This is a genomic window from Pseudomonas sp. MPB26 (assembly GCF_046605355.1).
Taxonomy (GTDB): Bacteria; Pseudomonadota; Gammaproteobacteria; order Pseudomonadales; family Pseudomonadaceae; genus Aquipseudomonas; species Aquipseudomonas cedrina.
On sequence record NZ_CP176793.1, the window covers coordinates 2,760,947 to 2,785,855 of the forward strand.

The following is a 24,909-nucleotide window of genomic DNA, read 5'->3' on the forward strand; positions in this document are numbered from 1 at the left end:
TGTGGTGTGGGTTATTGCGCGGCGGGAAGCAGGAACCGCGCAATCACCGGCAGATGATTTGAGATGCGCAGCGTATCTTCCTGCCGCACCTTCGCCTCCACCCGCTTGATCCGCGGGCTGTAGAACAGGTAATCAAGCGTACGATCCGGCCCGTCCACGCTTGGGTCATTCGGGAAGTGGGTCAGCCATTTTTCACGGTCAATCCCGCTGGATTGGCTATTGCTCGGGATCATCGGGTATTTGTCCCATAGCAAATGCAGTTCGCTGTCCGGTGAGTACTGCCCGCGCTTGCCGGCGTCCAGACGCAGGAATTGGCCCAGGGGCAGCAGGTTGAAATCCCCGCCGATCAGCCAGGGCGTGCCACGCCCTTCGAATTTATCCAGCAGCTTGACCGTGGTTTTGACCTGCTCCTGTACCGCGTTGCGCCCAGGGGCATCGCCGTCCAGGCGCGTGTTGAGCACCGCCAGTTGGCCGCCGTCGCTCAGCGGCAGGTAGGTCAGCAGCAAGGCCGGCTTGGGTTGGAACTGACGGCTGACAAAGTTGGCCTCGGGCGCCGGCAATTGCAGGCGTTCGGCGTGTTCGATCTGGTAGCGGCTCAGGGTCGCCAGTTTGCGGCCGACGCTGCCGAAGATGTGCAGGTCTGGCACGAAGTCGGCTTTCCAGTCGAAGGCTTGTGCGCTGCACGGGTAAAGATCAACCAGGCGTTCCTGCAGCAGTGCGAGCTGGTCCTGGTAGTGGGAGGGCTTGGCGTTTTCGTCGAGTTCCTGCAGCAGCAGGATATCCGGTTGTTCGTCGCGAATCACCCGCGCCACTTCGTCGAGGCTGGCGGCCATGTCTTCGACCGTGGGGCGGTCGTCGGGGCCGCTGCCGTCGGGGGTGTCATACCAGAACACATAATTCTTGCCGGCCAGGTATTGCACGTTCCAGGTCATGACCTTGAGCGCCTGGCCCGGCAACAGCGTCGGCGCACGCGGCGCGACGCAGCTCACCGGCAGGGTTTCCTTGGCCTCGGGGCGCCAGGTCGCGCTATAGATCAGGGTCGCGAGCAGGCCTGCGATGATCAACAGGCCCAGCAAGGTGATGCGCAATAAACGGGTCATCGGCTCGGCTTATGGCGTTTCAGGAGTGGAGCGGAGCATATCACCGCGCGTCGGCGTCGCCACCGATCAACATGAATAAACGGAACAGCACCACGCTGGTAAACAGTTGCAAAAAGCTGTGAGCGCTGTCGAGCAACAACCCGACCAGCGGCGCAGGCGTGGGATACGCCGCCACACTGGCACCCTTGAGCAACCACAGCGGCGTCATCACGCACAGCAGGCACACCAGGATCCGCCAGAAATGCCCACGGGTCAGGCGAAAGCTTTCCTTCATCGCCTCCAGCGCCGGCATCCCGCGCAGGACCAACAGGTACTCGGCGAAGGCCAGCACCACCATCAGCCACAGGCCCGGCAGGAAATACAGCGACAGCCCCAGCAAAATCAGCAGCGTGCTCATGGCCGTCAGCAGGGCGAAGCGCGGCCACAGGGTCAGTGCCATCGCCCACACGTCCTGGGTGCGCGGCGACTCGCCACGGGTGCGGGCGTCGAGAAACAGGATCAGGGCGCCGGTGTACAGCGGGTACACCAGCAGCCCCACCATCACGCTGTATCCGGCAAACGCATCCGGGCCGACGACGTGGTTGAGCACCTGTTGCAGCAGGGCTTCGAAGATCACCAACGGCAAACACAACTGGACGATAGCGCCCAGGTTGTGCCGAGTGAAACGCAAGGAGTCACGCAATACGTCTAACGGATTCATCAAGTTCATCGCAGGCCTGAGAGCAAGGGCAACACTTTAACCGATCAGCACCGGCGGTGAGCAAACGTAAACCTTGAGTAAAGACCATTGAAACAACTCGTAACACCCCCATAACTGGAACGGCGCCTGGATACCAGGCGAAATCACGATTTCCAACGGCAATCTAACGAGGTCGCCATGAACAGCGAAGAGCAAACCCTGATCGATGGACTGTTTTCACGGTTGCAACAAGCCGAAACGGACTCAGCCCCCCGCGACGCCCAGGCCGAAGCGCGTATCAAGGAGCACATGACTCGCCAACCGGCCGCCGGGTACTACATGACCCAGTCGATCCTGGTGCAGGAACACGCGCTCAAAAGTCTCGACGCGCAGAACAAGCAACAGGCGCAGCAGATCCAGCAATTGCAGGATGAGCTGCAACGGGCCAAAGCCACGCAGCCTGCCGCTTCGGGTGGCGGTGGTTTTTTGTCGAGCATCTTTGGCGGTGGCGGTTCGCGTGACCCGCAACCGGCCCAAAACGCACCGGCATCGTCGAACAATGGCTGGCGTGAACCGGCGCGGCCTGCGTTTGGCCAGCCTGCGCCGCAGCAGAACTATCAGCAGCCGCCACAACAAGCTGCCGCCGCAGCGCCAATGGGCGGCGGCTTCCTCGGCGGCGCGATGAAAACCGCTGCCGGCGTGGCCGGTGGTGTTTTGCTGGCCGAAGGTATCAGCAGTTTGTTCCACCACAATCAGCAGCCGCAGGTGGTGGAGGAAATCATCGAGCAACCGGCACCGGCCAGCGACACAGGCGGCTGGGGCAATGACGACCAGAAATTCGCCGGCAATGACAGCTGGGGCAGCAACAATTCGGACAGCTTCGCCGACAGCGATTATTCCGACGACTCCTCCTCTTTCGGCGACGATGATTCCTTCGTCTGACCTTCCCGGATCGGGGCGCAACGTCGCCCCGGTCTGATTTTTTCCCGGAAACATCCTCGTGGCTGGCATACTTGCACCCTTTCCGGGCCCTGGCGCCTGGCTGTCATGAGGAAGTGCGGTGAAGAAAATTGCAGTGTTCGCCGATGTGCAAAACCTCTACTACACCGTTCGCCAGGCCTATGGCTGCCACTTCAACTACGCCGCCCTGTGGGCTGATATCAGCGCGCGCGGGCAAATCGTCGAGGCGTACGCGTATGCCATCGACCGTGGCGACAGCAAGCAGCAGCAATTCCAGCAGATCCTGCGCAACCTGGGCTTCACGGTTAAACTCAAGCCGTACATCCAGCGCAGCGACGGCTCGGCCAAGGGCGACTGGGACGTGGGCATCACCCTCGACATCATGGACGCCGCCGACCACGTCGACGAAATCGTATTGGCCTCGGGCGACGGCGACTTCGACATGCTGCTCGATCGCGTTATCCACAAGCACGGCGTTGAAGCTGTGGCTTACGGCGTACCGGGGCTGACGGCCAACTCGCTGATACGCGCCGCCAGCCGCTACGTGCCGATCGAAGGCGCGTTGTTGCTCAAATAAATGCTTAAACGGAGTTGAAACAGGTTTGGAACGTATAGCGGTCATCGACTTTGAAACCACCGGTATCACCCCGAGCAGCCACTGCCGGGCCACGGAAATCGGCGTGGTTATCCTTGAGCGTGGGCAAATCGTCGACCGCTACCAGAGCCTGATGAATGCCGGCGTGCGCGTCCCCGGTTTCATCGAGCAGCTCACCGGCATCAGTAACGCCATGCTGCGCAACGCGCCGCCGGCGGAGCGGGTGATGAACGAAGTCAATGAATTCGTCGGCACCACGCCGCTGATGGCGCACAACGCCGCGTTCGACCAGAAGTTCTGGGACTTTGAGCTGGGCTTGATCCGCCGAACCCGTCTGCAGAAGTTCGCCTGTTCCTTATTACTGGCGCGACGGTTGATGCCTTCGGCGCCCAACCACAAGCTCGGCACGCTGAACACGTTCGCGCAACTGCCCCACACCGGCAAGGCTCACCGGGCGCTGGCGGATGCGGAGATGGCGGCGAACCTCACGGCGCACCTGGCCAATGAACTGCGCCAGAAACATGGCTTGCGCGAGTTGTCCCACGATTTGCTGTGCACCTTGCAGAAAGTGCCGGCGGCGAAGATCAATGAGCATTTGAAGAAACATCGCGGGTTCTGAGCCTTCAGCAATCCCAAAAACATCGAAGATCCAAATGTGGGAGCGGGCTTGCCTGCGATAGCGGTGTATCAGTCAGTCATTTTTCGCCTGACCCTCCGCTATCGCGGGCAAGCCCGACTCCCACATGGGTTATGCGGTGCCTATTGAGGCTGCACACACTCCAGCGCCCGATCCACCACCCCCTTCGCCATCTCCACCAAATGCATCACCGCCCGCTGCTGCACGCTCATCGCTTCAACGGATGAATGCGCCGTCTCGACCGCGCAGTGCAGCAGATCTGCCGCATGGGCGAGGGCGTCTTCAAAGCTCAGGTTGTCGTTCAGAATAAAGGTGGGCGCATCCGGGGCGGATGCCTTGAGGTAGTAGTCAATGGCTCGGCGATTGAGCAGGGCGTCTTCGCTAAGGAAACGGGGTGGATCGGGGGTGACTTTGATCATGGTGAAACTCCTCTTGTAAAGCAGGAGCTGCGTCTATTCGCTTGCACGCGATTAGGGTGGCAGCGGCACGCGGGTGTGCAAGACCGGGACAAAAGGCAAACCCAGCAGATCCGAAGATCTCCCGCGCACAGCTGCCATAACAGATCAGGCCTGGTCGCAGTGACTGGGCGCTGATTTGCGGAGCATCTGTAAAGCCTATGTTTGATCGGACTTGCACGTCCGGTCACCGAACATTCGATGACGCAGCGAGACTAGCTACCCAATCCGACGGAAACAAGGCCGTGGGATTCTCTCGGAAACTTCCCGCAAATGAAAGGGATGGGTCTTGCTGGCCACATAAAAGTCAGGTGTTTTAGAGGGAGTTTACAAATGCTCAGAGCAGTCCGTAGGTTGAGTCTTGTCACTTCGTCAGACCCTTCTGATTTGCACAGCGTTTCCCATTACTCACTCTGTCGAGTAAGAACATGTCTGATCGCCGTCGCGTACGGTAAATGCGCAGCGTTGCTCACCTCCTGCTGCAACTCCTGTATCCATTCCTCTTCGGGAAATGTGTCGGCGATTTCAACAAAATACTCCAAGGTCTGGAGGTAGCCGCTAAGTTCCGCGCGCCGAATTTCATTCAGCGCGCCGTCCAGCCCAAGAATACGGATCGTCTCGCTTGCACGAAGATGATCGCGTGCGCTCAAGCCTGCCCTTGGTTCCACCGTTCCACCGGGTGTGAACACTAGGAAAGCGTCGGGGTCTTCTATGTCGGGTTTAATCAGAACTTCCGGTGGGTAGGTTCCACATCGGTCCTTAGCCTTCCCGCAGGTGCTGGCGCGCTCGCATGAGCCGAACAGATTGTTCCAGTCATAAGTGCCTTGCGGATACCGATCCCGTTGGCGAAAGTGCTCGATATGACGGTTTCCTGGGCTAGTCGGTCCTTCACAGTAGGCACACCGCGGACCTTGCATAAGCTCTAAAGATGCCCAAATACCGTCGCGTTCCTCTTGCGTTGGGCATGTGCGAGTCCATTTATCTCGGCCGTGTCGGTAACGCCTCAGCCCCGAGGGCGCTTCATCCTGCCGATGTAGACGACGCATCTCAATACTCCCGGTTGCCGAGATCGCGCGGAAGACGCTGCTTGATGACCTGCAACCGAATTTGCCGCTCACATTCGCGAATAACTGGATGGTCAGCGCCGAAATGAGATTCCAGCTTTGTTCTCAACGCGAGTCCGGCAGCCTGCTCGTGGAGGTTTTGCTGAATCAGCGCCTGATAGTCAGAAACCCATGATGCCTCAGGCACATCAGGAACAGGGTCCACACCCATTATACGAGCGAGCAAGTCGGAACTGGCTACCCCTCGGGTCTGCCACTGTGGCTCGCTGACACTGGTAATTCGACTAGAGGTCTCAGGATCGATTTCGGTACGCAAGATTCGAACGCTGTCCGAGGATACTGTGCTCAACACCTGAGGACTGTGGGTGGTAACGATAAGCTGCATGGCCGGAAATGCTTCGGTCAGGTTGAGCAACACCACTTGCTGCCATTCCGGATGCAGATGCATGTCGACTTCGTCTATCAGCAACACGCCTGGAGTCGCCTGAGCTGCCTGTGCACCAAGGTGCCCGTTGAGCTTGGTCGCGCGAAACGCGATATCGGCGACCATGCCAATCATGTTGCGAATGCCGTCGCTAAGCCACTCGACCGGCAACTCTCCAAACTGCTCATGGCGAGCGACCAATGCATCACGAGTAAACGAGTATTGAATGCCGCTCCAACCTGCTGGTTGGATACAAGCATTCACCGCGCGACTAACTGACTGGATGTAGTCGTCGAATTCAGTTTTGACAACGCTGACCCCAGCTTCAAGAGCTTTAAGCTGGGCCTCCTTGGCATTCAGGCTCCAGTAGCGAAACCACTGCACAAACGATTTATAGCTGGAGGCCGGATCCAGGCAGTCGGTATAGCCCACGGTTCTGGATGTGCGTTGAATGTTCTTTGCGTCTGTCAGTTTCTTCTGCTGCCAGAGCCGCCCCGTGCCGTAGTACGCGATTAGTGGCAAAACAACTTCAGTGTCCGGAGTGCGCGCCGCTTCCTGCATGCGCTTGCCGTAGCTCACCAGCTCCTTGGCATCCTTGATTGAGGTCTTGGTCTTGGTCGTGCTTGATAAATGACGGCGCCAAATGGTGGGCAACAGATCATCGGACAACTGATCAATCAAGCTTCCAGGAATGATTCCTGTTGCCTCGATCCGCGCACCTTGGGGCGCGTATTCCATTTCGTTGGTTGTGGTTCGTCTGGCACGAAACTGGCGGATGTCGCTAGGTTCAAGGTGTTTGCCCACCGCCTCGTCGAACGCACCCACGTAGGGGCCGAAGGCGACAGCGATAGCGTCGAGGATGGACGTCTTCCCCGTACCGTTGGCCGCAACCAGCACGGTCAACCGCGGATGAAAGTCTATATCCATTGTTTCGAAACAGCGGAAATCACGTAGCCGCAACCGCGAAAGCCGAAGCGATTTTTTTCCGGCACTCGCCATATTTTCCTGCGTGCCCATGAGATCTCCAGACCGGCGCCTAAAGTCCTAGTCTACCTGTTGACCAACGCCCAGCGTAGCTACTAGAGGAAATCCTGAATAGACTTTTGATTAGGTAGATCAGCCAGCACTTTTCCCATTCCCCTCCAACTGCCCCAACGGCACCCGCCGTTCTATCGCACTCGACAAGATGATCGAAGTCTTGCTGAACCCGAACTTCGCGATCCGATTGATCAAGTCTTCCAGCTCCGGCATCGAGCCCACCGCCGCTTGCATGATCACGCACGGATCGCCCGTCACCCGGTGGCATTCGGTCAGTTCGGGAATCTCGGCCAGGGCGTCGTATACCTTTTGGCTGCCATGATTGGTCAACCTCAGTTCGATCACACACTGAATCGGCAAACCCACCTTGGACAGGTCCACCTTGGCCTGATACCCGGTGATCACCCCGCTGGCCTCCAGCTTGGCCACGCGTTCGGCCACGGCGGGGGCGGAGAGGTTTACCGTGCGGGCCAGCTGCGCGTAGGAGGCGCGGCCGTCTTCGAGCAGGGCGCTGAGGAGCATGCGGTCGTATTTGTCCATGATAAGGTTCCGGTTGCGCGTGGCTTTCGAAAGCTTGGTTTATAGCCTTCACAACCATGCTTTGAAAAGTGTATGGGCGGTTTAAACAGGTTTTGTAACTTATGTTTATTCCTCTTCGTTTCTAGAATAAGCCTCCCATTTACTGCCAAAGAGCCACCCAATGCCTGGCCCACGTCGCTTTCCCTTACCGTTGATCGCCGCCTTTTTTGCGTTGTATGTAATCTGGGGTTCCACCTACCTGGTGATTCGTATCGGCGTGGAGTACTGGCCGCCGCTGTTGCTGGCGGGGATTCGGTTTTGCACGGCAGGCGCGTTGATGTACGGCTACCTGAGGTGGCGCGGTGTGCCGGCGCCGACCTGGTCGCAATGGAAGGCGGCGGGAATGATCGGTATTTTGCTGCTCACCTTCGGCAATGGCGGCGTGAGCGTGGCGGAACACACGGGCGTGTCGTCCGGCGTGGCGGCGCTGGCGGTGGCGACGGTGCCGCTGTTTACCTTGTTATGCGGGTATTTCTGGGGCGCGCGCAATACTCGCCTGGAATGGGCCGGGGTGATCCTGGGGATTATCGGCATCGCCATGCTCAACATGGGCAGCACCCTGCAATCGAGCCCGATGGGCGCGGCGTTGCTGTTGTTTGCGGCGGCATCCTGGGCGTTCGGTTCGGTGTGGAGCCGGCACTTGCCGTTGCCCCAGGGCGCCATGGCCAGCGCGGCGGAAATGCTCGTGGCCGGTGTGGCGCTGTTGATTGGCAGCGCGGCGTCCGGCGAGCACCTGCAGGCCATGCCGCCGCTGGAAGGTTGGTTGGCCCTGGCTTACCTGACGGTGTTCGGATCGATCATTGCATTTAATGCCTACATGTACCTGCTCAAGCACGTACGCCCGGCGGCGGCGACCAGCTATGCCTACGTCAACCCCGCAGTAGCCGTGTTGCTGGGGATCGTGTTCGTCGGCGAGACCATTGGGTTGGAAGAAGCCTTGGCCATGCTGGTGATCATCAGCGCCGTGCTGTTGATCAGCCTGCCCCAATGGCGAAAGCCAAAACCGGAAATAAGGTAAACTGCCGCGCAATTGCGACGTGCGCTGAACTTTTCCTACGGTAAACACATGACTTTCGCCACCCTTGGCCTGATCGAACCCTTGCTGCGCGCCCTTGAGACGCTTGGCTACCAGACCCCGACGCCGGTGCAGGCGCAGGCCATCCCCGCGGTGCTGGCCGGCCGCGACCTGATGGCCGCGGCCCAGACCGGCACCGGCAAGACCGCCGGCTTCGCCGTGCCGCTCCTGCAACTGCTGACCCTGGAAGGGCCGAAAGTCGCCGCCAATTCGGCGCGCGCGCTGATCCTGTGCCCGACCCGCGAGTTGGCCGAGCAGGTTCATGCCAGTGTCGCCGAGTACGCACAAAACCTGCCGCTGACCACCTACGCGGTGTACGGCGGCGTGAGCATCAACCCGCAAATGATGAAGCTGCGCAAGGGCGTCGACATCCTGGTCGCCACGCCTGGCCGCCTGATCGACCTGTTCCGCCAGAACGCCTTGAAGCTCAATCAGCTGCAAACCCTGGTGCTGGATGAAGCCGACCGCATGCTCGACCTGGGCTTTTCCGAGGAGCTGGCGAACATCTACCGCATGCTGCCGAAAAAGCGCCAGACCCTGCTGTTCTCCGCGACCTTCTCCGATGAAATCCGCTCGCTGGCCGGGCAGATGCTCAACGACCCGCTGACCATCGAAGTCAGCCCGCGCAACGTCGCCGCCAACACCGTGAAGCAGTGGGTGGTGCCCGTGGACAAGAAGCGCAAGGCGGAGCTGTTTGTGCACCTGATGCGCAAAGGCCGCTGGAAGCAGGTGCTGGTGTTCGCCAAGACCCGTAACGGCGTGGACGCGCTGGTGGATAAGTTGCAGGGCCTGGGCATCAATGCCGACGGCATTCACGGCGACAAGCCGCAAGCCACGCGCCAACGTGCGCTGGACCGCTTCAAGTCCAGTGACGTGCAGATCCTGGTGGCCACCGATGTGGCCGCGCGCGGGCTGGACATCGAAGACCTGCCGCTGGTGGTTAATTTCGATTTGCCGATCGTGGCGGAAGACTACATCCACCGTATCGGCCGTACCGGGCGTGCGGGCAATACCGGTGAAGCGATTTCCCTGGTGTGCGCCGATGAGGTGAACATGCTGTCGGCCATCGAGATGCTCACGCGTCAGACCTTGGCCCGGCACATGGAGCAGGATTTTGAACCGGAGCACCGCGTGCCGGACACCGATGCCAGTGGGCAGGTGGTGAAGAAACCGAAAAAGCCGAAGAAGCCTAAATCGTCGGGGGGGGGCGGTAAGCGTAACCTGGGCAAGTGGGTGGACAGCGGTGAGGTTGCGCCGGCGGAGCCTTCGATCAAGCCGGTGCGCAAGGTGCCGGTGTTCAACACGGGACCGCGTAAGAAGAAGTAGGATTTTCGGCGCCTGTGCGGGCGCTATCGCAGGCAAGCCAGCTCCCACATTGACGGTGTTTACACATCAAAATGTGGGAGCTGGCTTGCCTGCGATGCGATCTTAAATTCACCGCAAGACTCAGCGCTTAAGCCACTCCAACATCCCCCGCCCAGCCGCTCTGCCACTGGCAAAACACCCGGTCAGCAAATACCCCCCGGTTGGCGCTTCCCAATCGAGCATCTCGCCCGCACAAAACACCCCAGGCAATTGCTTGAGCATCAGCCGTTCATCCAGCGCTTCAAACGGCACGCCGCCCGCGGTGCTGATGGCTTCGTCGATGGGCCGCGTCTTCACCAGTGTCAACGGCAATGCCTTGATATCCACCGCCAATTGCGCCGGGTCGTTAAAGTGTCCGGCCGGCGTCACTTCGCGCAACAACGCGGCCTTGACCCCGTCCAGCCCCAACTGACTGTGCAGATGTTTGCTCATCGAGCGCGAGCCACGCGGTTTGGCGAGTGCCGCCTGCACCTTGTCCAGCGGCTTGCTCGGCAGCAAATCGATATGCACCGTTGCCGAGCCGTCGCGATTGATCGCTTCACGTATCGGCGCCGACAGCGCATAGATCAGGCTGCCTTCGATGCCCGTGGCGGTGATCACGCATTCGCCCAGCCGGGGCTTGTCATCCCCCAGCCCGATGGCGACGTTTTTCAACGGCGCGCCGGCGAATTTGTCGATCATCAGGTCGCTCCAGGCCGACACCTCGAAGCCACAGTTGCTCGGCTGCAAACGCACGTAGGGCACGCCTTTGCCTTCGAACACGTTAAGCCAGGCCCCATCGGAGCCCAGGCGCGACCAACTGCCACCGCCGAGGGCCAGCAATACCGCATCGCTGCGCAGGGTCTGCTCGCCGTCCGGGCTGTGGATAACTAAATCGCCCTCGGCATTCCAGCCGGTCCAGCGATGCCGGGTGTGGATAATCACGCCCTGGTCACGCAGGCGCTTGAGCCAGGCGCGCAGCAGCGGGGCGGCTTTCATGTCGGTAGGAAAAACGCGGCCGGAGGTACCGACAAAGGTGTCGATGCCCAAACCATGGATCCATTCGCACAACGCCTCGGCCCCAAACGCTCGCAGCAACGGCGCCATCTGCGCTGCGCGCTCGGCGTAGCGCGACACAAACGCCGGGTAGGCTTCGGAGTGAGTGATGTTCATGCCGCCCACGCCCGCGAGCAAAAACTTGCGCCCCACCGAGGGCATGCCGTCATACAGGTCCACGCGTACCCCGGCTTGGCTCAAGACTTCGGCGGCCATCAGCCCGGCTGGGCCGCCGCCGATAACGGTGACGCGGTGAGGTTGGGTCTGAGGCATGGGCAGGGCTACGGTGCTGTGAATAGGCCGAACATTCTACCGGACAGAGCGGCGCCTGCCTGATCAAAAAATGTACACTTTCCTACAAGCCTTGCAGCGGCTTGCGCTCAGCCGCTTACGCTCAAGTTATCCACAGGCCGTTCCACAGCCATTGTGGGTAACGCCCACACCTCAATGACAACCTGATGACGTCCATACCCGTTGCGCACTGTGGTGCAGGATGCCATGGCGGCGCGCCAGGGCCGGGCGGTCCTTGCTGTAACCGCCGCCGATCACGCCCATCACCGGAATGTCGCGGCCCAGGCAGTGGCGCATCACGCTTTCGTCGCGGGCGGCGACGCCTTGGTCTGTCAGCTTGAGGTAGCCGAGAGCGTCGTCTTTATGCACATCGACGCCGGCGTCGTACAGCACCAGGTCAGGTTGATAGAGTGGCAGCAGGTAGTTGAGCGCGTCGTCCACCACCTTGAGGTAATCGGCATCGCCCATGCCCATGGGCAACGGAATGTCCCAGTCGCTCTGGGCCTTGCGCGCGGGGAAGTTCTTTTCGCAGTGCAGCGACACGGTGATGGCGTCCGGTGTGTCGTGGAGGATGCGCGCGGTGCCGTCGCCCTGGTGCACGTCGCAGTCGAAGATCAGCACGCGGTTGACCCGGCCGCTGGCCAGCAGGTAATGGCTGATCACGGCCAGGTCATTGAAGATGCAAAAGCCCGCTGGATAGTCGTAGTGCGCGTGGTGAGTGCCGCCCGCCAAGTGGCACGCCAGGCCGTGCTCCAGCGCCTGTTCCGCCGCCAGGATGGAACCGCCGACCGCACGCACGGTGCGGCGCGCCAGGGCCTCGTTCCAGGGCAGGCCGAGGCGCCGTTGGTCTTCGCGGGACAACTCGCCGCCCATGTAGCGTTCGATATACCCAGCGTCATGGGCAAGCGCCAGAATCTCGGGCGGGCAAAGGTTTGGGCGCAGCAACTGGCTGTCTTCGGTCAGGCCGCTGTCTATCAGGTGGTCGCGCAACAGGCGGAACTTGTCCATGGGGAAGCGATGGTCCGCCGGGAACTCGGGGCTGTAGTCATCGTGGTAGATCAAAGGCAAGGGCATGGGATTTTCTGACGGGAACCTGCGACGGATCTTACCAGCGCTGTACACTCACGCACATGGCAAGGAGAGGGGCCCCATGGAGCCGATACTGCAATTGGAAAGCGCACGCCTGGTGCTGCGCCAATGGCGCGACAGCGACCTGCCGGACTTTGCGCGCATGTGCGCGGACCCGCAGGTGATGCGCTATTTCCCGGCCAAATTGAGCCACCTGGAAAGCGCCGCGTTGATCGGCCGTATTCGCGGCCACTTCGCCGAATACGGCTTTGGCTTTTGGGCCTTGCAGCGCAAGGACACCGGCGAATTCATCGGTTTGACCGGGCTGCAGAACGTCAGCTTTGAAGCCGGCTTCACGCCTGCGGTGGAAATCGGCTGGCGCCTGGCCCGTGAGCATTGGGGCCTGGGTTACGCCAGCGAGGCCGCCTGGACCGCACTGCGCTGTGGGTTCGACCGCCTGCAGTTGGACGAAATGATTGCCTTCACCACCGAAGCCAATCTGCCATCACAAAAAGTCATGCAGGCCATCGGTATGCATTACGATCCGCTGGCAGATTTTGAACACCCCAAGGTCGCAGCCGATGACCCGCTGCGCCATCACGTTTTGTACCGCATCACCCGCGCCCAATGGTTGGACACGCTGCACGGATAAGCAGCGCGGAATGCCCCGTAGATTGTAGGAGTTGCTCTATGAGCCAAGTATTGGAAGATCTGGTGGACTTGCTGACCCTGGAGCCGATCGAGGAAAACCTCTTTCGCGGCCGCAGCCAGGACCTGGGCTTTCGTCAACTGTTCGGCGGCCAGGTGCTCGGCCAGTCGCTGTCGGCGGCCAGCCAGACCGTGGAAGAAGCGCGGCACGTGCATTCCCTGCACGGTTATTTCCTGCGCCCGGGTGACGCGGCGTTGCCGGTGGTGTACTCGGTGGACCGAGTGCGCGACGGTGGCAGTTTCAGCACCCGCCGGGTAACGGCGATCCAGAAGGGCCACCCGATCTTCACGTGCAGCGCCTCGTTCCAGTACGACGAAAAAGGCTTCGAGCACCAGACCACTATGCCCGTGGTGGTCGGCCCGGAAAACCTGCCGTCGGAACTGGAGCTGACCAAGCAGCGCGCGCACCTGATCCCCGAGCACATGCGTGACAAGTTGCTGTGCCCCAAGCCGATCGAAGTGCGCCCGGTCACCGAAAAAGACCCGTTCAACCCGCAGCCGTCCGATCCAGTCAAGTACGTGTGGTTTCGGGCCGACGGCGCCTTGGCCGACGCGCCGGCGCTGCACAAGTACTTGCTGGCCTACGCTTCGGATTTCGGCCTGCTGACCACGTCCTTGCTGCCCCATGGCAAGACCGTGTGGCAAAAAGATATGCAAGTCGCCAGTCTGGACCACGCGCTGTGGTTTCATGCCGACCTGCGTGCCGATGACTGGCTGCTTTACGCCATGGACAGCCCATGGGCCGGCAATTCCCGGGGTTTCTCCCGTGGCAGCGTGTACAACCGCGCCGGGCAACTGGTGGCTTCGGTGACCCAGGAAGGCTTGGTCCGCCATCGCAAGGACTGGGCATGAGCCTGAGTGCGGTCAAGCATTGGGTGTTCGACATGGACGGCACCCTCACGGTGGCTGTGCATGATTTTGCCGCCATTCGCGTGGCCTTGGAGATCCCGAACGAGGACGACATCCTCACGCACCTGGCCGCATTGCCGGCGGATATCGCGGCGGCCAAGCATGCCTGGTTGCTGGAGCACGAGCGTGAGCTGGCGCTGGGCTCGGTCGCGGCGCAAGGCGCGGTTGAGCTGGTTCGCGAGCTGGCCGGGCGCGGGTATCGCTTGGGGATCCTGACGCGCAACGCGCGGGAGTTGGCGCATGTCACGCTGCAGGCAATCGGCCTGGCGGACTGTTTTGCCATCGACGATGTGCTGGGGCGTGAGGATGCGCCTCCCAAACCCGACCCCGGCGGCTTGCTGAAACTGGCGGCGGCCTGGGATGTGGCACCGAGCGAGATGGTGATGGTGGGGGATTACCGCTTCGACCTGGATTGCGGCCGGGCAGCGGGGGCGCGGACGGTGTTGGTCAACCTGCCGGAAAACCCGTGGCCGGAATTGGTGGATTGGCATGCCGAGGATTGCGCGCAATTGCGCCGGATGATCTAAACCCCAGGCGATGACTATCACATGTGGGAGCTGGCTTGCCTGCGAATGCAGAGTGTAGTGAGCGGGCTTGTCGAATCGTCGCACCGCCCGCGCTGGGCTGCGAAGCGGCCCCAATAAAAACACCGCCGACCTCCAGGTAGAACCGAGTGGCCTGGTTTGGGGCGGCTTCGCCACCCAGCGCGGGACAAGCCCGCTCACTACACACCGTCATCGCAGGCAAGCCAGCTCCCACAGGGTAATTGGGTTTCTTCAGGGGTTATTGAGGAAACAGTACTTTCTGCCCCTCCGGCGATGTAAACATCTTATTCCCGTCATGCCCCACGCCCGGTACCTCCACCAGCCTGTGGCTCAACTGCGGATGCCGCAGCTTCAGGGCGTCAAAATAGTTATGCCCTCGAATCAACCGATACGCGCCCTGGGTCTCGGCTTCGCAGCCTTTATCCAGCGCCGGGTGGTTCGGGTCGGTGTCCTGCTGCCCCAGCAGGTACGTGATATCCCGTGACACATAAGCCTGTTCCAACTGCTGGGGCCCGTGGCCCTCGGCGTAGGCTGGCAACGTCTGCATGCCGTACTTCCAGTCGTTGAAACTCGGGCAATCGGCCACGGCGAATTCTACAGGGCGTTGTGGGTTGAAGTAGGCATAGGACGAAGGGTTGGCCACTACATAACGCAGGCTGATGCCTTCGCTGTGCAGGGCAGGGTGGTCGTGACCCATGAGGGCGAAACGTTGCACCACCTGGCCGCCGCCGGAATGACCCGCCACCACGATTTCCTTGAGCGCCGGGAATAAGCTGCGGTTGCCCAGGTGCTTGATGATCTGGTCCAGGGCCCCGAAGGAGCTGATATGGCCGGGCCCCGTCGATGCCTCGCCGGCCATCCAGTCGTTGCCGTTCCAGCGCAACACCTGGTTACCCAAGTGGTTGCGCTTGATGTCGGCGTCGTTGAGAAACTGCGGCGCAATCACCAGCGTGGTGCCGCCAACCTTCGCGTGCGCAGCCGCAGCCTCACCGCTTTGCAGATAGGTCTGCGCGTTACGCAGGCGGCCATGCACGATGATCAGCACGCGGGTGACGTTCGGCAGCGGCTGGCGCCAGTCCTGGCTCATGCCCAGGCTGAGGTCGCCGGCCTGCAGGTGAAAGCGATCGGGGCTGACCACCTTCACGCCATGCTCGGCCGCCATGGTGGGACACGCCAATAACACCGCCAGCAGCCATCCCCATCGTGTTTTCATTTAAAGGCTCTTGGCGGCAAAGGTGTCGCATTGCGAGATCTGGCCCTGGGCAAAACCGGTCTTGAACCAGCGCACCCGTTGCGCGGAGGTGCCATGGGTAAACGAGTCCGGTACCACGCGGCCCTGGCCCTGTTGCTGCAGACGGTCGTCGCCAATGGCGTTGGCCGCATTCAGGGCCTCCTCGATGTCGCCGGGTTCCAGCCAGTTCAAGCGCTTTTGCGCGCGGTTGGCCCACACCCCGGCGAAGCAGTCGGCTTGCAGTTCCTGGCGTACCAACAGCCCGCCGTCACCTTCCATCTGCCGGCCTTGTTGGCGCGCGGCCTGGATCTTCGACGAAATGCCCAGCAGCGTCTGCACGTGATGCCCGACTTCATGAGCGATCACGTAGGCCTGGGCAAAGTCGCCGGCGGCCTGGAAGCGTTGCGACATTTCCCGGAAGAAATCCAGGTCCAGGTACACCTGCTGGTCAGCCGGGCAGTAGAACGGGCCGCTGGCCGAGGTAGCGCCGCCGCAGGCGGAATTCACCCGGCCACGGAACAGGATCAGTTTGGGGTTCTTGTAGGCCAACCCGTTTTCCTGGAACACCTGGCCCCAGGTGTCTTCGGTATCGCCCAGCACGGCGCGGACGAAATCAGCCTGCTCATCGTTGGCCGGCGGCGCCTGGCGCGACTGTGTGCTCACCGACGGCGCCTGTTCCATCTGGCCGGTCAGTTGGCCGAGGATCTGCATCGGGTCCTGGCCGGTCAGCCAGCCGATGCCGACGATCAGCACAATGGCCGTGAGGCTCAGGCCCTTGCCGCCACCGAAGCGCATGCCACCACCGCCACCGCTGCCGCCATCGCGGGCATCCACCACGTTGTCGCTGCGTCGGCCTTTTTTCCATAGCATGTGGGCAATCCTCTGGGTGATGACAGTGTTTGAGTATGGTCGTTATTAGCGGCAGTAGCCTTCGCCGGTATCGACAATCAGGCAGTCCTTCTTGTCGGCCAGCCATTTCAGCCCGGTGGCTTCACCGTCACCGGCGCGCAAGAGCTGCGGGCCGTCCGGGCGATTGAAGGCGATGCCGTCTTCGGCGGCCTCACCCTTGAAGGTGCCCGAGTCGTCGGCATCGAGGCCGTATTGCATGGTGAGGAGGTAGTGACCGCGGCCGACGCTGTCGTTCTTGGCGATGGTCAGGTAGAGGCCTTCGACGCCGATCCATTTACCGACCCATTTGTCGGTGGGCGGGGTTTGCGGCACCAGGGTGGCCTGCACGGAGGCCGGCGCGGGTTTAGGCGCGTCCTTGGCTTCTTGATTGCACGCGGTGAGCAGGGCAAGGGCAGACAAGGCGAAGAGTATTTTTTTCATAGTGGCAGGGCCTTGGTTAAAAAAATGTACAGCGCGGAGATCAATGTGCAGCGTTGGACTCGAATCCCGTGATTTAGTGCGCTGTTCCCACGGTGTTTGGTTATGCTCTTGGGGCAGACTCTGGCCCAACTGCTAGATTATCGGGTTGAACGCCATCGCGCTTCCCACACGAGGATTCAATGACACTCAGCACCCCCCTTTCCGGCGTCAACCATCCTTTCAAAGGCATTTTGCTGATTGTGCTGGCGACGTTTCTGTTCTCCAGCCACGACGCGTTGTCCAAATACCTGGCCGGGTTCTACCCGATCGTGATGGTGGTGTGGGCACGTTACATGGTGCATACCCTGTTGATGGCCGGCATTTTCCTGCCGCAATCAGGCCTGCGCGTACTGCGCAGCAAACGGCCTGGCATGCAGGTGGTGCGGGCGCTGTGCCTGTTGGGCACCAGCCTGTTTTTCACGGCGGCGCTGCATTACATCCCGCTGGCCGAAGCCACGGCGGTGAACTTCCTCGCGCCGATCCTGGTGACAGCGCTCTCTGTGCCGCTGCTCGGCGAGCACGTGACGCGTGGCCAATGGCTGGCGGTGATCTGCGGGTTTGTCGGCGTGCTGATCATCATCCACCCCGGCGGCGAGTTGTTTACCCCGGCGGTGCTGCTGCCGCTGTGTTCGGCGACGTTTTTCTGCTTCTACCAATTGCTCACGCGCATCCTGAGTAAATTCGACACGCCGACCACCAGCAACTTCTTCGCCGGGCTGTGCAATACGCTGGTGATGAGTGCGATGGTGCCATTCTTCTGGCAAGTACCGAGCCTGTGGCACGGCGTGTTGATGCTGGCGCTGGGCACGTGCGGGATGACCGCGCACTTGATGCTGACCCAGGCCTTCCGCTTCGCGGCGCCGGCCTTGCTGGCGCCGTTCGGCTATTGCCAGATCGTATTCGCGGGCTTGTTGGGCTGGCTGGTGTTCAGCCATACCCCCGATATGACCACCGTGGTCGGCATCGGGGTGATCTGCATGAGCGGGTTGGCCGCTGCCTGGCAGCAGCGGCGCAGGTAGGTCAGGCGTCTACGGCGGGAATCCTGCGCGGCGCCATGAAGTACATCCAGGTCAGCGCAATGAAGTACATCGCCGGGATCAGGGTGAACAACACCGTGTAGTTGTTGTTGGTCACCGTCAGGATGTGACCGACGATCTGGGTCATGAACATGCCGCCGATGGCCGCGCACATGCCGCCGAAACCAAACACCGTGCTCATCATGTGCTTGGGCGTGTAGTCCATCACCAGGCTCCAGATGTTGGCGGTCCAGGCCTGGTGCGCGCCAATCGCCAGGGAGATGGCAAACACCGCGACCCACAGCTGGCTGGAGCCGGCGGCCATGATCACGCCGACGATGCAGCAGGCAAACAGCAGCATCGACAGCAGCCGCGCCTTGATCGAATTCATCCCGCGACCGATCAGAAATGAAGACAGAATCCCGCCCCCCACGCTGCCGAAGTCCGCGGTCAGGTAGATGATGATCAGCGGGATACCCATCTGGGTCACGTTGATGCCCAGGTTGTATTGCTGGTTCAGGAACGGCGGCAGCCAATACAGGTAGAACCAGAACACCGGTGCGGTCAGCGCGTAGGCGATGGCGAACGCCCAGGTGCCGCGCATGCGCAGGATGCGGCTGAACGGTACGCCAGGTTGTTCCGGCTCGACCTGCTGTTGCACGTAGTCCAATTCGGATTGTTTAACCGTCGGATGCTCTTCGGGGTTGTAGTACTTCAACCCCCAGAACACCAGCCAGATCGCGCCGAGCGATGCCATGCACAGGAACGCCGCTTGCCAGCCCCACACGTGCAGGATCAAGGGCAACAGCATCGGCGTCATCATTGCGCCGACGTTGGTGCCGGCATTGAAGATGCCGGTGGCCACCGCACGTTCGCCCGCCGGGAACCACAGGCGTGTGGTCTTGACACACGCCGGGTAGTTGGCCGCTTCGGTCAGCCCGAGGATGAAACGACACACCATAAAGCCCACCGCCGACGTGGCCAGGCCGTGGGCGCCGGTCGCCAGGCTCCACAGCAATACGGCGCAGAAGAACACGCGTTTCACGCCCACCCGGTCGATCAAGCGGCCTTGCAGCACAAAACCGATGGCGTAGCCGACCTGGAACCAGAAGTTGATGTTGGCGTAGTCCATCGCCGTCCAGCTCATTTCCTTGGCCAGGATCGGTTGCATCACGCCCAGGGCGGCGCGGTCGATGTAGTTCAGGGTGGTGGCGAAAAACACCAGGGCCAGCATGCCCCAGCGCGTTTTACCCACGGCCAGGGCGCCGCGGATTTTGTCGCCGATGCCGGCGTGCGGGTTGCCTGGGCGATCGGCCAGGACGGAGTTTTGCAGAGGCATGAGGTCGTACCCGTTTTTTGAAATTTTTATGGTGTGTTTTGGGTCTTCTTTGCGTGACCGATGGTGCGCAGTGGCTAAAAAATCGTCAATTCGCCAAACCGGCTTAGTGTTCGATAATCGCACCAAAAACTAACCGGTTCGTACATTTTAATTGCTGCGTGTAGGCTTGGGGGCGAATAATTTGCTGCAAACAACAATTGCCGGGAGTCGCCCATGCAACGTTCCATTGCCACCGTTTCCTTGAGCGGCACCCTGCCGGAAAAGCTCGAAGCCATTGCCGCCGCCGGGTTCGACGGGGTTGAAATCTTCGAGAACGACTTGTTGTATTACGACGGCAGCCCGCGCGAAGTTAAGCAGATGTGCGCCGACCTGGGCATTGCCATCACGTTGTTCCAGCCGTTTCGCGACTTCGAAGGCTGCCGCCGCGACCGCCTGGCGCGCAACCTTGAGCGCGCCGAGCGCAAATTCGATTTGATGCAGGAACTGGGCACCGACCTGGTGCTGGTGTGCAGCAATGCGTCGGCCGATTGCGTGGGCGACGAGTCTGTTTTGCTCGATGATCTCAGCCTGCTCGCCGAGCACGCCGGCCGCCGTGGCCTGCGCATTGGCTATGAAGCCTTGGCCTGGGGCAAGCATGTGAACACCTGGCAACAGGTGTGGAATCTGGTGCGCCAGGTCGATCATCCCGCCCTTGGTGTGCTGTTGGACAGCTTTCATACCTTGTCCCTCAAGGGCGACCCGAGCGCCATTGCCGAGATCCCCGGCGACAAGATCTTTTTTGTGCAGATGGCCGACGCGCCAATCCTGGCCATGGACGTGTTGGAGTGGAGCCGGCATTTTCGCTGCTTTCCCGGCCAGGGCGAATTTGACTTGGCGGGGTTCCTCGCACCGATCATCAAGAGCGGCTATACCGGGCCGTTGTCCCTGGAAATTTTCAACGATGGTTTTCGCGCCGCGCCCACCCGGGCGAATGCGGCGGATGGCTTGCGCTCCCTGTTGTATCTGGAAGAGAAGACCCGCGAGCGCCTGAAACAGGAGGCTCCCGCGCAAGCGGTGGAGATACTGTTTGATACCCCAGCCGCCAGCGAGTACGACGGCATCGAATTCCTGGAGTTCGCCGTGGACGAAAGCCTCGGCGCCAAACTCACGCACTGGCTTGAGCGCCTGGGCTTCGTCAAGGCCGGGCAGCATCGCTCCAAGAGCGTGAGCCTGCTGCGCCAGGGCGATATCAACCTGATCCTCAACTGCGAGCCCTATTCCTTCGCACACAACTTCTTCGAAGCCCACGGGCCGTCGTTGTGCGCCACTGCGCTGCGGGTCAAGGACAGCGCCAAGGCCCTGGAGCGGGCGGTGGCCTACAAGGGCCAGCCGTATCGCGGCCTGGTCGGGCCCAACGAGCTGGAGCTGGCGGCGGTGCGCGCGCCGGACGGCAGCCTGATTTACCTGGTGGACCCGAGCGAAGGCAGCCTGTACGACACGGATTTCAACCTGCAACCCGCATCGTCATCCAGCGGTGGCTTGCTGCGCATCGACCACATGGCCATGGCGCTGCCGGCCGACAGCCTTGACAGTTGGGTGCTGTTCTACAAGAGCCTGCTGGACTTCGAAGCCGACGATGAAGTGGTGTTGCCCGACCCTTATGGCCTGGTCAAAAGCCGCGCATTGCGCAGCCGTTGCAGCTCGATTCGCCTGCCACTGAATATCTCCGAAAACCGCAACACGGCCATTTCCCACGCATTGTCGAGCTATCGCGGCTCGGGCGTGCATCACATTGCGTTCGACTGCGCCGATATTTTCGCCGAGGTGCGCCGCGCCAAAGAGGCCGGAGTGCCGCTACTGGATATCCCGCTCAACTATTACGACGACCTGGCGGCACGCTTCGATTTTGACGAGGAGTTCCTCAGCGAGCTGGCCTATTACAACGTACTGTACGACCGCGACGCGCAGGGCGGCGAGTTGTTTCATGTGTACACCGAACCTTTCGAGGGGCGGTTTTTCTTCGAGATCATCCAGCGCAAGAACGGCTATGCCGGCTATGGCGCGGCCAACGTGGCGGTGCGCCTGGCGGCGATGGCCAAATCGCGCAGCGGTGCGGTGCGTCAGGCACGTTTATAACGGCGGGCGAGGTGCTTCCTTTCGTTGCGCATCGCGGCCCATAATCATGGCCTGCATACACTGGCCGTGAGCGCACCATGACCTCCGAGGCACCCCGCAAGAGTCGTAAGAACAATCCGGAAAAGACCCGCGAGAACATACTCCAGGAAGCCATTGTCGAGTTTGTCCAACAGGGCCTTTCCGGCGCTCGCGTGGACGCAATCGCTGAGCGCATCCATACCTCAAAACGCATGATCTACTACTACTTCGGCAGCAAGGAGCAGTTGTACGTCGAGGTGCTCGAGAAGCTCTACGGCGATATCCGCAACACCGAGACCCGCATGAACCTCACGGCCCTGGAACCGCGCGAAGCGATCCGTCGGCTGGTGGAGTTCACTTTTGATCACCACGACCAGAACGTGGATTTCGTGCGCATCGTCAGCATCGAGAATATCCACAACGCCGAATTCGTGAAGCGCTCGGATGCGATCAAGGCGATGAACAGCAACATCCTCGAAGCGTTGGGCGCAACGTTGCGCCGTGGGGCGCAAATGGGCGTATTCAGGGAAGGGCTGCAGCCGCTGGACGTGCACCTGCTGATCAACTCATTCAGCTTTTACCGCGTGTCCAACCGCCATACGTTCAGCGAGATCTTTCAGATCGAGCTGTCGGATGAGGCGGTCAAACAGCGGCATCGGGACATGATTTGCGACTCGGTGTTGCGCTACTTGCAGGCCTGAGTACACGCAACGCTCCAGGCTGGAATGCTCCCACATTTTGGTTCGGTTTCGGCAGTCAGCTATTCAGGCTCTGGAAGTGCGCCAGCATGCGTTGCGCATCCGCCGCCTGCCCACTGAATAACTCGAACGCCTTCACCGCCTGAAACACCGCCATGTTGCCGCCATCCAGTGTGCGGCAACCCAAGGCGCGGGCATCGCGTAGCAGTTCGGTTTCCAAAGGAAAATAGACGATTTCCGCCACCCAAAGCTCTGCCCGCAACAGCGCCGCTGGCACCGGCGTTCCGGGCAGCTTGGCCATGCCCATCGGCGTGGTGTTGACCACGCCATCGGCCTCGGCCATCGCGTTTTCCAAGTGGCCGCCAACCTGGGCGCGACCGGTGCCGAAATGCCGCGCAAGGTTATTAACAAGGTCGCGGGCGCGTGTGACGTCCACATCGAAAATACTCAATTGCTCCACGCCTTCTGCCAGCAACGCATGCGCCACCGCCGCGCCAGCCCCGCCGGCGCCCATCTGCACTACACGCCGGCGGGGCACATCATTCAAATTGCGTTGAAACCCTTCGGCGAACCCCAGGCAGTCGGTGTTGTGGCCGATGCGTTTGCCGTCCTTGAACACCACGGTGTTGACCGCGCCAATGCCGCGGGCCTCGTCGGATAATTCATCGAGCAGCGGCAGAATGGCCTGTTTGCACGGGTAAGTGATGTTCAGCCCCGTGAACTGCATCAACTCGGCGGCTTCCAGCAGGTCGGGCAGGGCGTTGATGTCCAGGTGCAGTGGCTCAAGGTCGATCAAGCGATACAGGTAGCGCAGGCCTTGGGCGTCACCTTCCTGTTCATGCAGGGCGGGCGTGCGGGAGGCCTGGATGCCGGCGCCGATCAGGCCGGCGAGGATGCGCGGTTTCATTGTGCCGACCCCTTGAACAGATGGCTGAAATGTTCCATTGCCAAGTGGTAGCCCTGGCTGCCGAACCCGGCCAATACCGCCTTGGCGATGGGCGAGACGAACGAGTGATGACGAAACGCTTCCCGGGCATGCACGTTGGACAGATGCACTTCGATCACCGGCACTTCACTGGCGACCAGTGCGTCACGAATCGCCACCGACGTGTGGGTCCAGGCCGCCGGGTTGATCACGATGCCGGCGCAACGCCCGCGGGCACCGTGGATCCAGTCAAGCAATTCGCCTTCGTGGTTGGTCTGGCGGAATTCGATTTTCAGCCCCAGTTGTTCGGCGCTGCGGCCACACAGGGCGGCGACATCGGCCAGGGTTTCATGGCCGTAAGTAGCGGGCTCACGGGTACCGAGCAGGTTCAGGTTGGGGCCGTTGAGCACCAGCACGAGGGGCGGCATAAGGAGTCTCCACAGTTCTTGCCAGTTGTGTGGACAAAATGTACTGGCTGGTTAATTTGGTCAATTGGTGTGGGCGGATATGTTCGATTATCGAACCTTTAATTTCCGTCCGAAGAAGCCAAGGTATTACGGGGGATTGCTGGGCGAGCAGGATTGGCGAGCGTTAGCCGCGTGTTTCCAGCCGTTGGCATACGTGGTTACAACCCCACGTTCGCCGGTTTTTTAGGGATTACTAGTCTGTGAAGCAGCTTCGGAAAAAGGAGCCGGTTGTCGGGTGGCACGGAAAAATTGTCACCTGACGGAAAATAACCTAACGGATGGGTTAGCATGAGAGTAGGCGCTTACAAAGGATATGTAATTTCAGTGTTTCTCAGGGATGAGCATTGCCCACCCCATGTGCATGTCAGGGGACCGGTATGGGATGCGCGTTTTCGTTTCAGTTTTCTGGATGGGGAAGTGGAGTTGTGGGATGTAAACCCTGAACGCAGCCGGCCACCCACAGCGGTGCTGAAGGACATACGCGAAGCAATAATGCAGCGGCACTATCTGGCGCGGGCACGCAGGATCTGGTGGGAAAACCTGCAAACGGTTTGCCTGGAGAATCATTCCTGGGATTGGGACGCTGGTGAATTGGTTCCTGGGCTGGTCATTCGACGTGGTGTCTATGTCATTGCAAACGCCCGGCACGACGTAGTAGAGCAACGGACAATTTTGAATCTGGTAAGAGCGCCTGATAACGTGGGAATTAATCTATGAAAATCGTAAAAGCCAAAGTCATACCCTATGTCCCCCTCACCGACGCTGATGTCGAAAAGGCAATAGCCCGTGGGCGCAAGCTCAAGCGTCTGTACGCCAACGCCAGCAACGTGCGCTATCAAGACGACTGCATCTCCATTGGCTTCAGCGACGGCAGCCGGGTCATGTTGCCGGTGGCCGGTCTGCCGGAGTTCGAGGGGTTTTCCGCGCAGGACTTCCAGCAGTTGGAAGTGGGTTTCGGCGGCAAGGCGCTTTGCTGCGAGGCCCAGGATCTGGACGTTTCGATCACGGGCCTGATCGCGACAAGCCAGCCGCTGATGGACCTTGCGACAAGCCTGGTAGCCTCCCGTAATGGCCGCAAACGTAGCGCCGCCAAATCGGCCGCCGCCCGGGCCAATGGCAAGAAGGGTGGTCGGCCCCGCAAGGAAGTCGTGGAGCCCGGCGATTCACCGGATGTATGAAATTCCCGTGTTGGAGCTGGCTTGCCT

General features: G+C 60.8%; 27 protein-coding genes. 13 read left to right on the forward strand and 14 right to left on the reverse strand.

The window, feature by feature from the left end; all coding sequences use genetic code 11:
• Positions 1-11: 11 nt before the first annotated feature.
• Entirely contained in the window at positions 12-1,100 is a 1,089-nt protein-coding gene (locus ACLH0H_RS12760) for an endonuclease/exonuclease/phosphatase family protein (RefSeq protein WP_411382224.1), read from the reverse strand.
• Positions 1,101-1,140: 40 nt separating this feature from the next.
• The gene (locus ACLH0H_RS12765; protein ID WP_411382225.1) at positions 1,141-1,800 is read right to left on the reverse strand and encodes a YciC family protein; all 660 of its coding nucleotides are present in this window, start codon (positions 1,798-1,800) and stop codon (positions 1,141-1,143) included.
• A 177-nt stretch (positions 1,801-1,977) separates the two neighbouring features.
• Here ACLH0H_RS12765 and ACLH0H_RS12770 point away from each other — a divergent pair, with 177 nt between their 5' ends.
• From ACLH0H_RS12770 to ACLH0H_RS12780, 3 genes are all read left to right on the forward strand, one after another.
• On the forward strand, positions 1,978-2,721 hold the full coding sequence (locus ACLH0H_RS12770) for a DUF2076 domain-containing protein (RefSeq protein WP_411382226.1): 744 nt from the start codon (positions 1,978-1,980) through the stop codon (positions 2,719-2,721).
• Positions 2,722-2,839: 118 nt separating this feature from the next.
• Positions 2,840-3,316: an NYN domain-containing protein gene (locus ACLH0H_RS12775; RefSeq protein ID WP_025858209.1), complete on the forward strand. Its 477-nt coding sequence runs from the start codon at positions 2,840-2,842 to the stop codon at positions 3,314-3,316.
• Positions 3,317-3,341: 25 nt separating this feature from the next.
• A complete protein-coding gene (locus tag ACLH0H_RS12780; protein ID WP_076952694.1) occupies positions 3,342-3,953 on the forward strand; it encodes a PolC-type DNA polymerase III in 612 nt (203 codons plus the stop codon).
• Between the two features lie 140 nt (positions 3,954-4,093).
• Here ACLH0H_RS12780 and ACLH0H_RS12785 read toward each other — a convergent pair whose 3' ends face one another.
• From ACLH0H_RS12785 to ACLH0H_RS12800, 4 genes are all read right to left on the reverse strand, one after another.
• On the reverse strand, positions 4,094-4,390 hold the full coding sequence (locus ACLH0H_RS12785) for a DUF6124 family protein (protein WP_411382227.1): 297 nt from the start codon (positions 4,388-4,390) through the stop codon (positions 4,094-4,096).
• Between the two features lie 440 nt (positions 4,391-4,830).
• Positions 4,831-5,472: a retron Ec78 anti-phage system effector HNH endonuclease PtuB gene (gene ptuB, locus ACLH0H_RS12790; protein WP_411382228.1), complete on the reverse strand. Its 642-nt coding sequence runs from the start codon at positions 5,470-5,472 to the stop codon at positions 4,831-4,833.
• Position 5,473: 1 nt separating this feature from the next.
• Positions 5,474-6,931, reverse strand: coding sequence for an AAA family ATPase (locus tag ACLH0H_RS12795; protein WP_411382229.1), 1,458 nt, complete (start codon positions 6,929-6,931; stop codon positions 5,474-5,476).
• Between the two features lie 99 nt (positions 6,932-7,030).
• The gene (locus ACLH0H_RS12800) at positions 7,031-7,492 is read right to left on the reverse strand and encodes an Lrp/AsnC family transcriptional regulator (RefSeq protein ID WP_411382230.1); all 462 of its coding nucleotides are present in this window, start codon (positions 7,490-7,492) and stop codon (positions 7,031-7,033) included.
• 160 nt (positions 7,493-7,652) lie between these two features.
• Here ACLH0H_RS12800 and yedA point away from each other — a divergent pair, with 160 nt between their 5' ends.
• Together yedA and ACLH0H_RS12810 are read left to right on the forward strand one after the other, a co-directional pair.
• Complete coding sequence (yedA, locus tag ACLH0H_RS12805; RefSeq protein ID WP_186691031.1) at positions 7,653-8,549, forward strand: drug/metabolite exporter YedA; 897 nt, start codon at positions 7,653-7,655, stop codon at positions 8,547-8,549.
• Positions 8,550-8,597: 48 nt separating this feature from the next.
• Entirely contained in the window at positions 8,598-9,932 is a 1,335-nt protein-coding gene (locus ACLH0H_RS12810) for a DEAD/DEAH box helicase (protein WP_411382231.1), read from the forward strand.
• A gap of 120 nt (positions 9,933-10,052) precedes the next feature.
• Here the strand turns inward: ACLH0H_RS12810 and ACLH0H_RS12815 are convergent, their stop codons facing one another.
• Together ACLH0H_RS12815 and ACLH0H_RS12820 are read right to left on the reverse strand one after the other, a co-directional pair.
• Positions 10,053-11,279, reverse strand: a complete 1,227-nt coding sequence (locus ACLH0H_RS12815; RefSeq protein ID WP_411382232.1) for a TIGR03862 family flavoprotein — start codon at positions 11,277-11,279, stop codon at positions 10,053-10,055.
• 171 nt (positions 11,280-11,450) lie between these two features.
• The gene (locus ACLH0H_RS12820; protein WP_411382233.1) at positions 11,451-12,371 is read right to left on the reverse strand and encodes a histone deacetylase; all 921 of its coding nucleotides are present in this window, start codon (positions 12,369-12,371) and stop codon (positions 11,451-11,453) included.
• Positions 12,372-12,447: 76 nt separating this feature from the next.
• Between ACLH0H_RS12820 and ACLH0H_RS12825 the strand changes: the two genes are divergently transcribed.
• From ACLH0H_RS12825 to ACLH0H_RS12835, 3 genes are read left to right on the forward strand one after another with little or no spacing between them, the layout of a single operon-like run.
• Positions 12,448-13,017, forward strand: coding sequence for a GNAT family N-acetyltransferase (locus tag ACLH0H_RS12825; RefSeq protein WP_076952700.1), 570 nt, complete (start codon positions 12,448-12,450; stop codon positions 13,015-13,017).
• 38 nt (positions 13,018-13,055) lie between these two features.
• Positions 13,056-13,925: an acyl-CoA thioesterase II gene (gene tesB, locus ACLH0H_RS12830; RefSeq protein WP_076952701.1), complete on the forward strand. Its 870-nt coding sequence runs from the start codon at positions 13,056-13,058 to the stop codon at positions 13,923-13,925.
• Positions 13,922-14,509, forward strand: a complete 588-nt coding sequence (locus ACLH0H_RS12835) for an HAD family hydrolase (protein WP_411382234.1) — start codon at positions 13,922-13,924, stop codon at positions 14,507-14,509. Before tesB ends, ACLH0H_RS12835 begins: the two co-directional genes overlap by 4 nt.
• A gap of 256 nt (positions 14,510-14,765) precedes the next feature.
• On the opposite strand, the gene ACLH0H_RS12840 is transcribed toward ACLH0H_RS12835, so the two are convergent.
• The 3 genes from ACLH0H_RS12840 to ACLH0H_RS12850 are packed head-to-tail and all read right to left on the reverse strand — an operon-like array spanning position 14,766 to position 17,087.
• Positions 14,766-15,740 (reverse strand): alpha/beta hydrolase, encoded by a 975-nt coding sequence (locus ACLH0H_RS12840; protein WP_411382235.1) that lies wholly within the window; start codon positions 15,738-15,740, stop codon positions 14,766-14,768.
• The gene (locus ACLH0H_RS12845) at positions 15,741-16,628 is read right to left on the reverse strand and encodes a neutral zinc metallopeptidase (RefSeq protein ID WP_411382236.1); all 888 of its coding nucleotides are present in this window, start codon (positions 16,626-16,628) and stop codon (positions 15,741-15,743) included.
• A gap of 45 nt (positions 16,629-16,673) precedes the next feature.
• A complete protein-coding gene (locus tag ACLH0H_RS12850; protein ID WP_411382237.1) occupies positions 16,674-17,087 on the reverse strand; it encodes a lipoprotein in 414 nt (137 codons plus the stop codon).
• Positions 17,088-17,266: 179 nt separating this feature from the next.
• Between ACLH0H_RS12850 and ACLH0H_RS12855 the strand changes: the two genes are divergently transcribed.
• Positions 17,267-18,145 (forward strand): DMT family transporter, encoded by an 879-nt coding sequence (locus ACLH0H_RS12855; protein ID WP_411382238.1) that lies wholly within the window; start codon positions 17,267-17,269, stop codon positions 18,143-18,145.
• 1 nt (position 18,146) lies between these two features.
• On the opposite strand, the gene ACLH0H_RS12860 is transcribed toward ACLH0H_RS12855, so the two are convergent.
• A complete protein-coding gene (locus ACLH0H_RS12860; protein WP_411382239.1) occupies positions 18,147-19,481 on the reverse strand; it encodes an MFS transporter in 1,335 nt (444 codons plus the stop codon).
• Between the two features lie 213 nt (positions 19,482-19,694).
• Here ACLH0H_RS12860 and quiC point away from each other — a divergent pair, with 213 nt between their 5' ends.
• Together quiC and ACLH0H_RS12870 are read left to right on the forward strand one after the other, a co-directional pair.
• A complete protein-coding gene (gene quiC, locus ACLH0H_RS12865) occupies positions 19,695-21,596 on the forward strand; it encodes a 3-dehydroshikimate dehydratase QuiC (protein WP_411382240.1) in 1,902 nt (633 codons plus the stop codon).
• 77 nt (positions 21,597-21,673) lie between these two features.
• Positions 21,674-22,315: a TetR/AcrR family transcriptional regulator gene (locus tag ACLH0H_RS12870; RefSeq protein ID WP_411382241.1), complete on the forward strand. Its 642-nt coding sequence runs from the start codon at positions 21,674-21,676 to the stop codon at positions 22,313-22,315.
• A gap of 55 nt (positions 22,316-22,370) precedes the next feature.
• Here the strand turns inward: ACLH0H_RS12870 and ACLH0H_RS12875 are convergent, their stop codons facing one another.
• Together ACLH0H_RS12875 and aroQ are read right to left on the reverse strand one after the other, a co-directional pair.
• Positions 22,371-23,219: a shikimate dehydrogenase gene (locus ACLH0H_RS12875; protein WP_411382242.1), complete on the reverse strand. Its 849-nt coding sequence runs from the start codon at positions 23,217-23,219 to the stop codon at positions 22,371-22,373.
• The gene (gene aroQ / locus ACLH0H_RS12880; RefSeq protein WP_411382243.1) at positions 23,216-23,665 is read right to left on the reverse strand and encodes a type II 3-dehydroquinate dehydratase; all 450 of its coding nucleotides are present in this window, start codon (positions 23,663-23,665) and stop codon (positions 23,216-23,218) included. The genes ACLH0H_RS12875 and aroQ overlap by 4 nt, the downstream gene beginning before the upstream one ends.
• 327 nt (positions 23,666-23,992) lie before the next feature.
• On the opposite strand from aroQ, the gene ACLH0H_RS12885 reads away from it, so the two are divergent.
• On the forward strand, positions 23,993-24,421 hold the full coding sequence (locus ACLH0H_RS12885; RefSeq protein ID WP_411382244.1) for a DUF4160 domain-containing protein: 429 nt from the start codon (positions 23,993-23,995) through the stop codon (positions 24,419-24,421).
• Positions 24,418-24,882 (forward strand): DUF2442 domain-containing protein, encoded by a 465-nt coding sequence (locus ACLH0H_RS12890; RefSeq protein ID WP_411382245.1) that lies wholly within the window; start codon positions 24,418-24,420, stop codon positions 24,880-24,882. Before ACLH0H_RS12885 ends, ACLH0H_RS12890 begins: the two co-directional genes overlap by 4 nt.
• Positions 24,883-24,909: the final 27 nt, after the last annotated feature.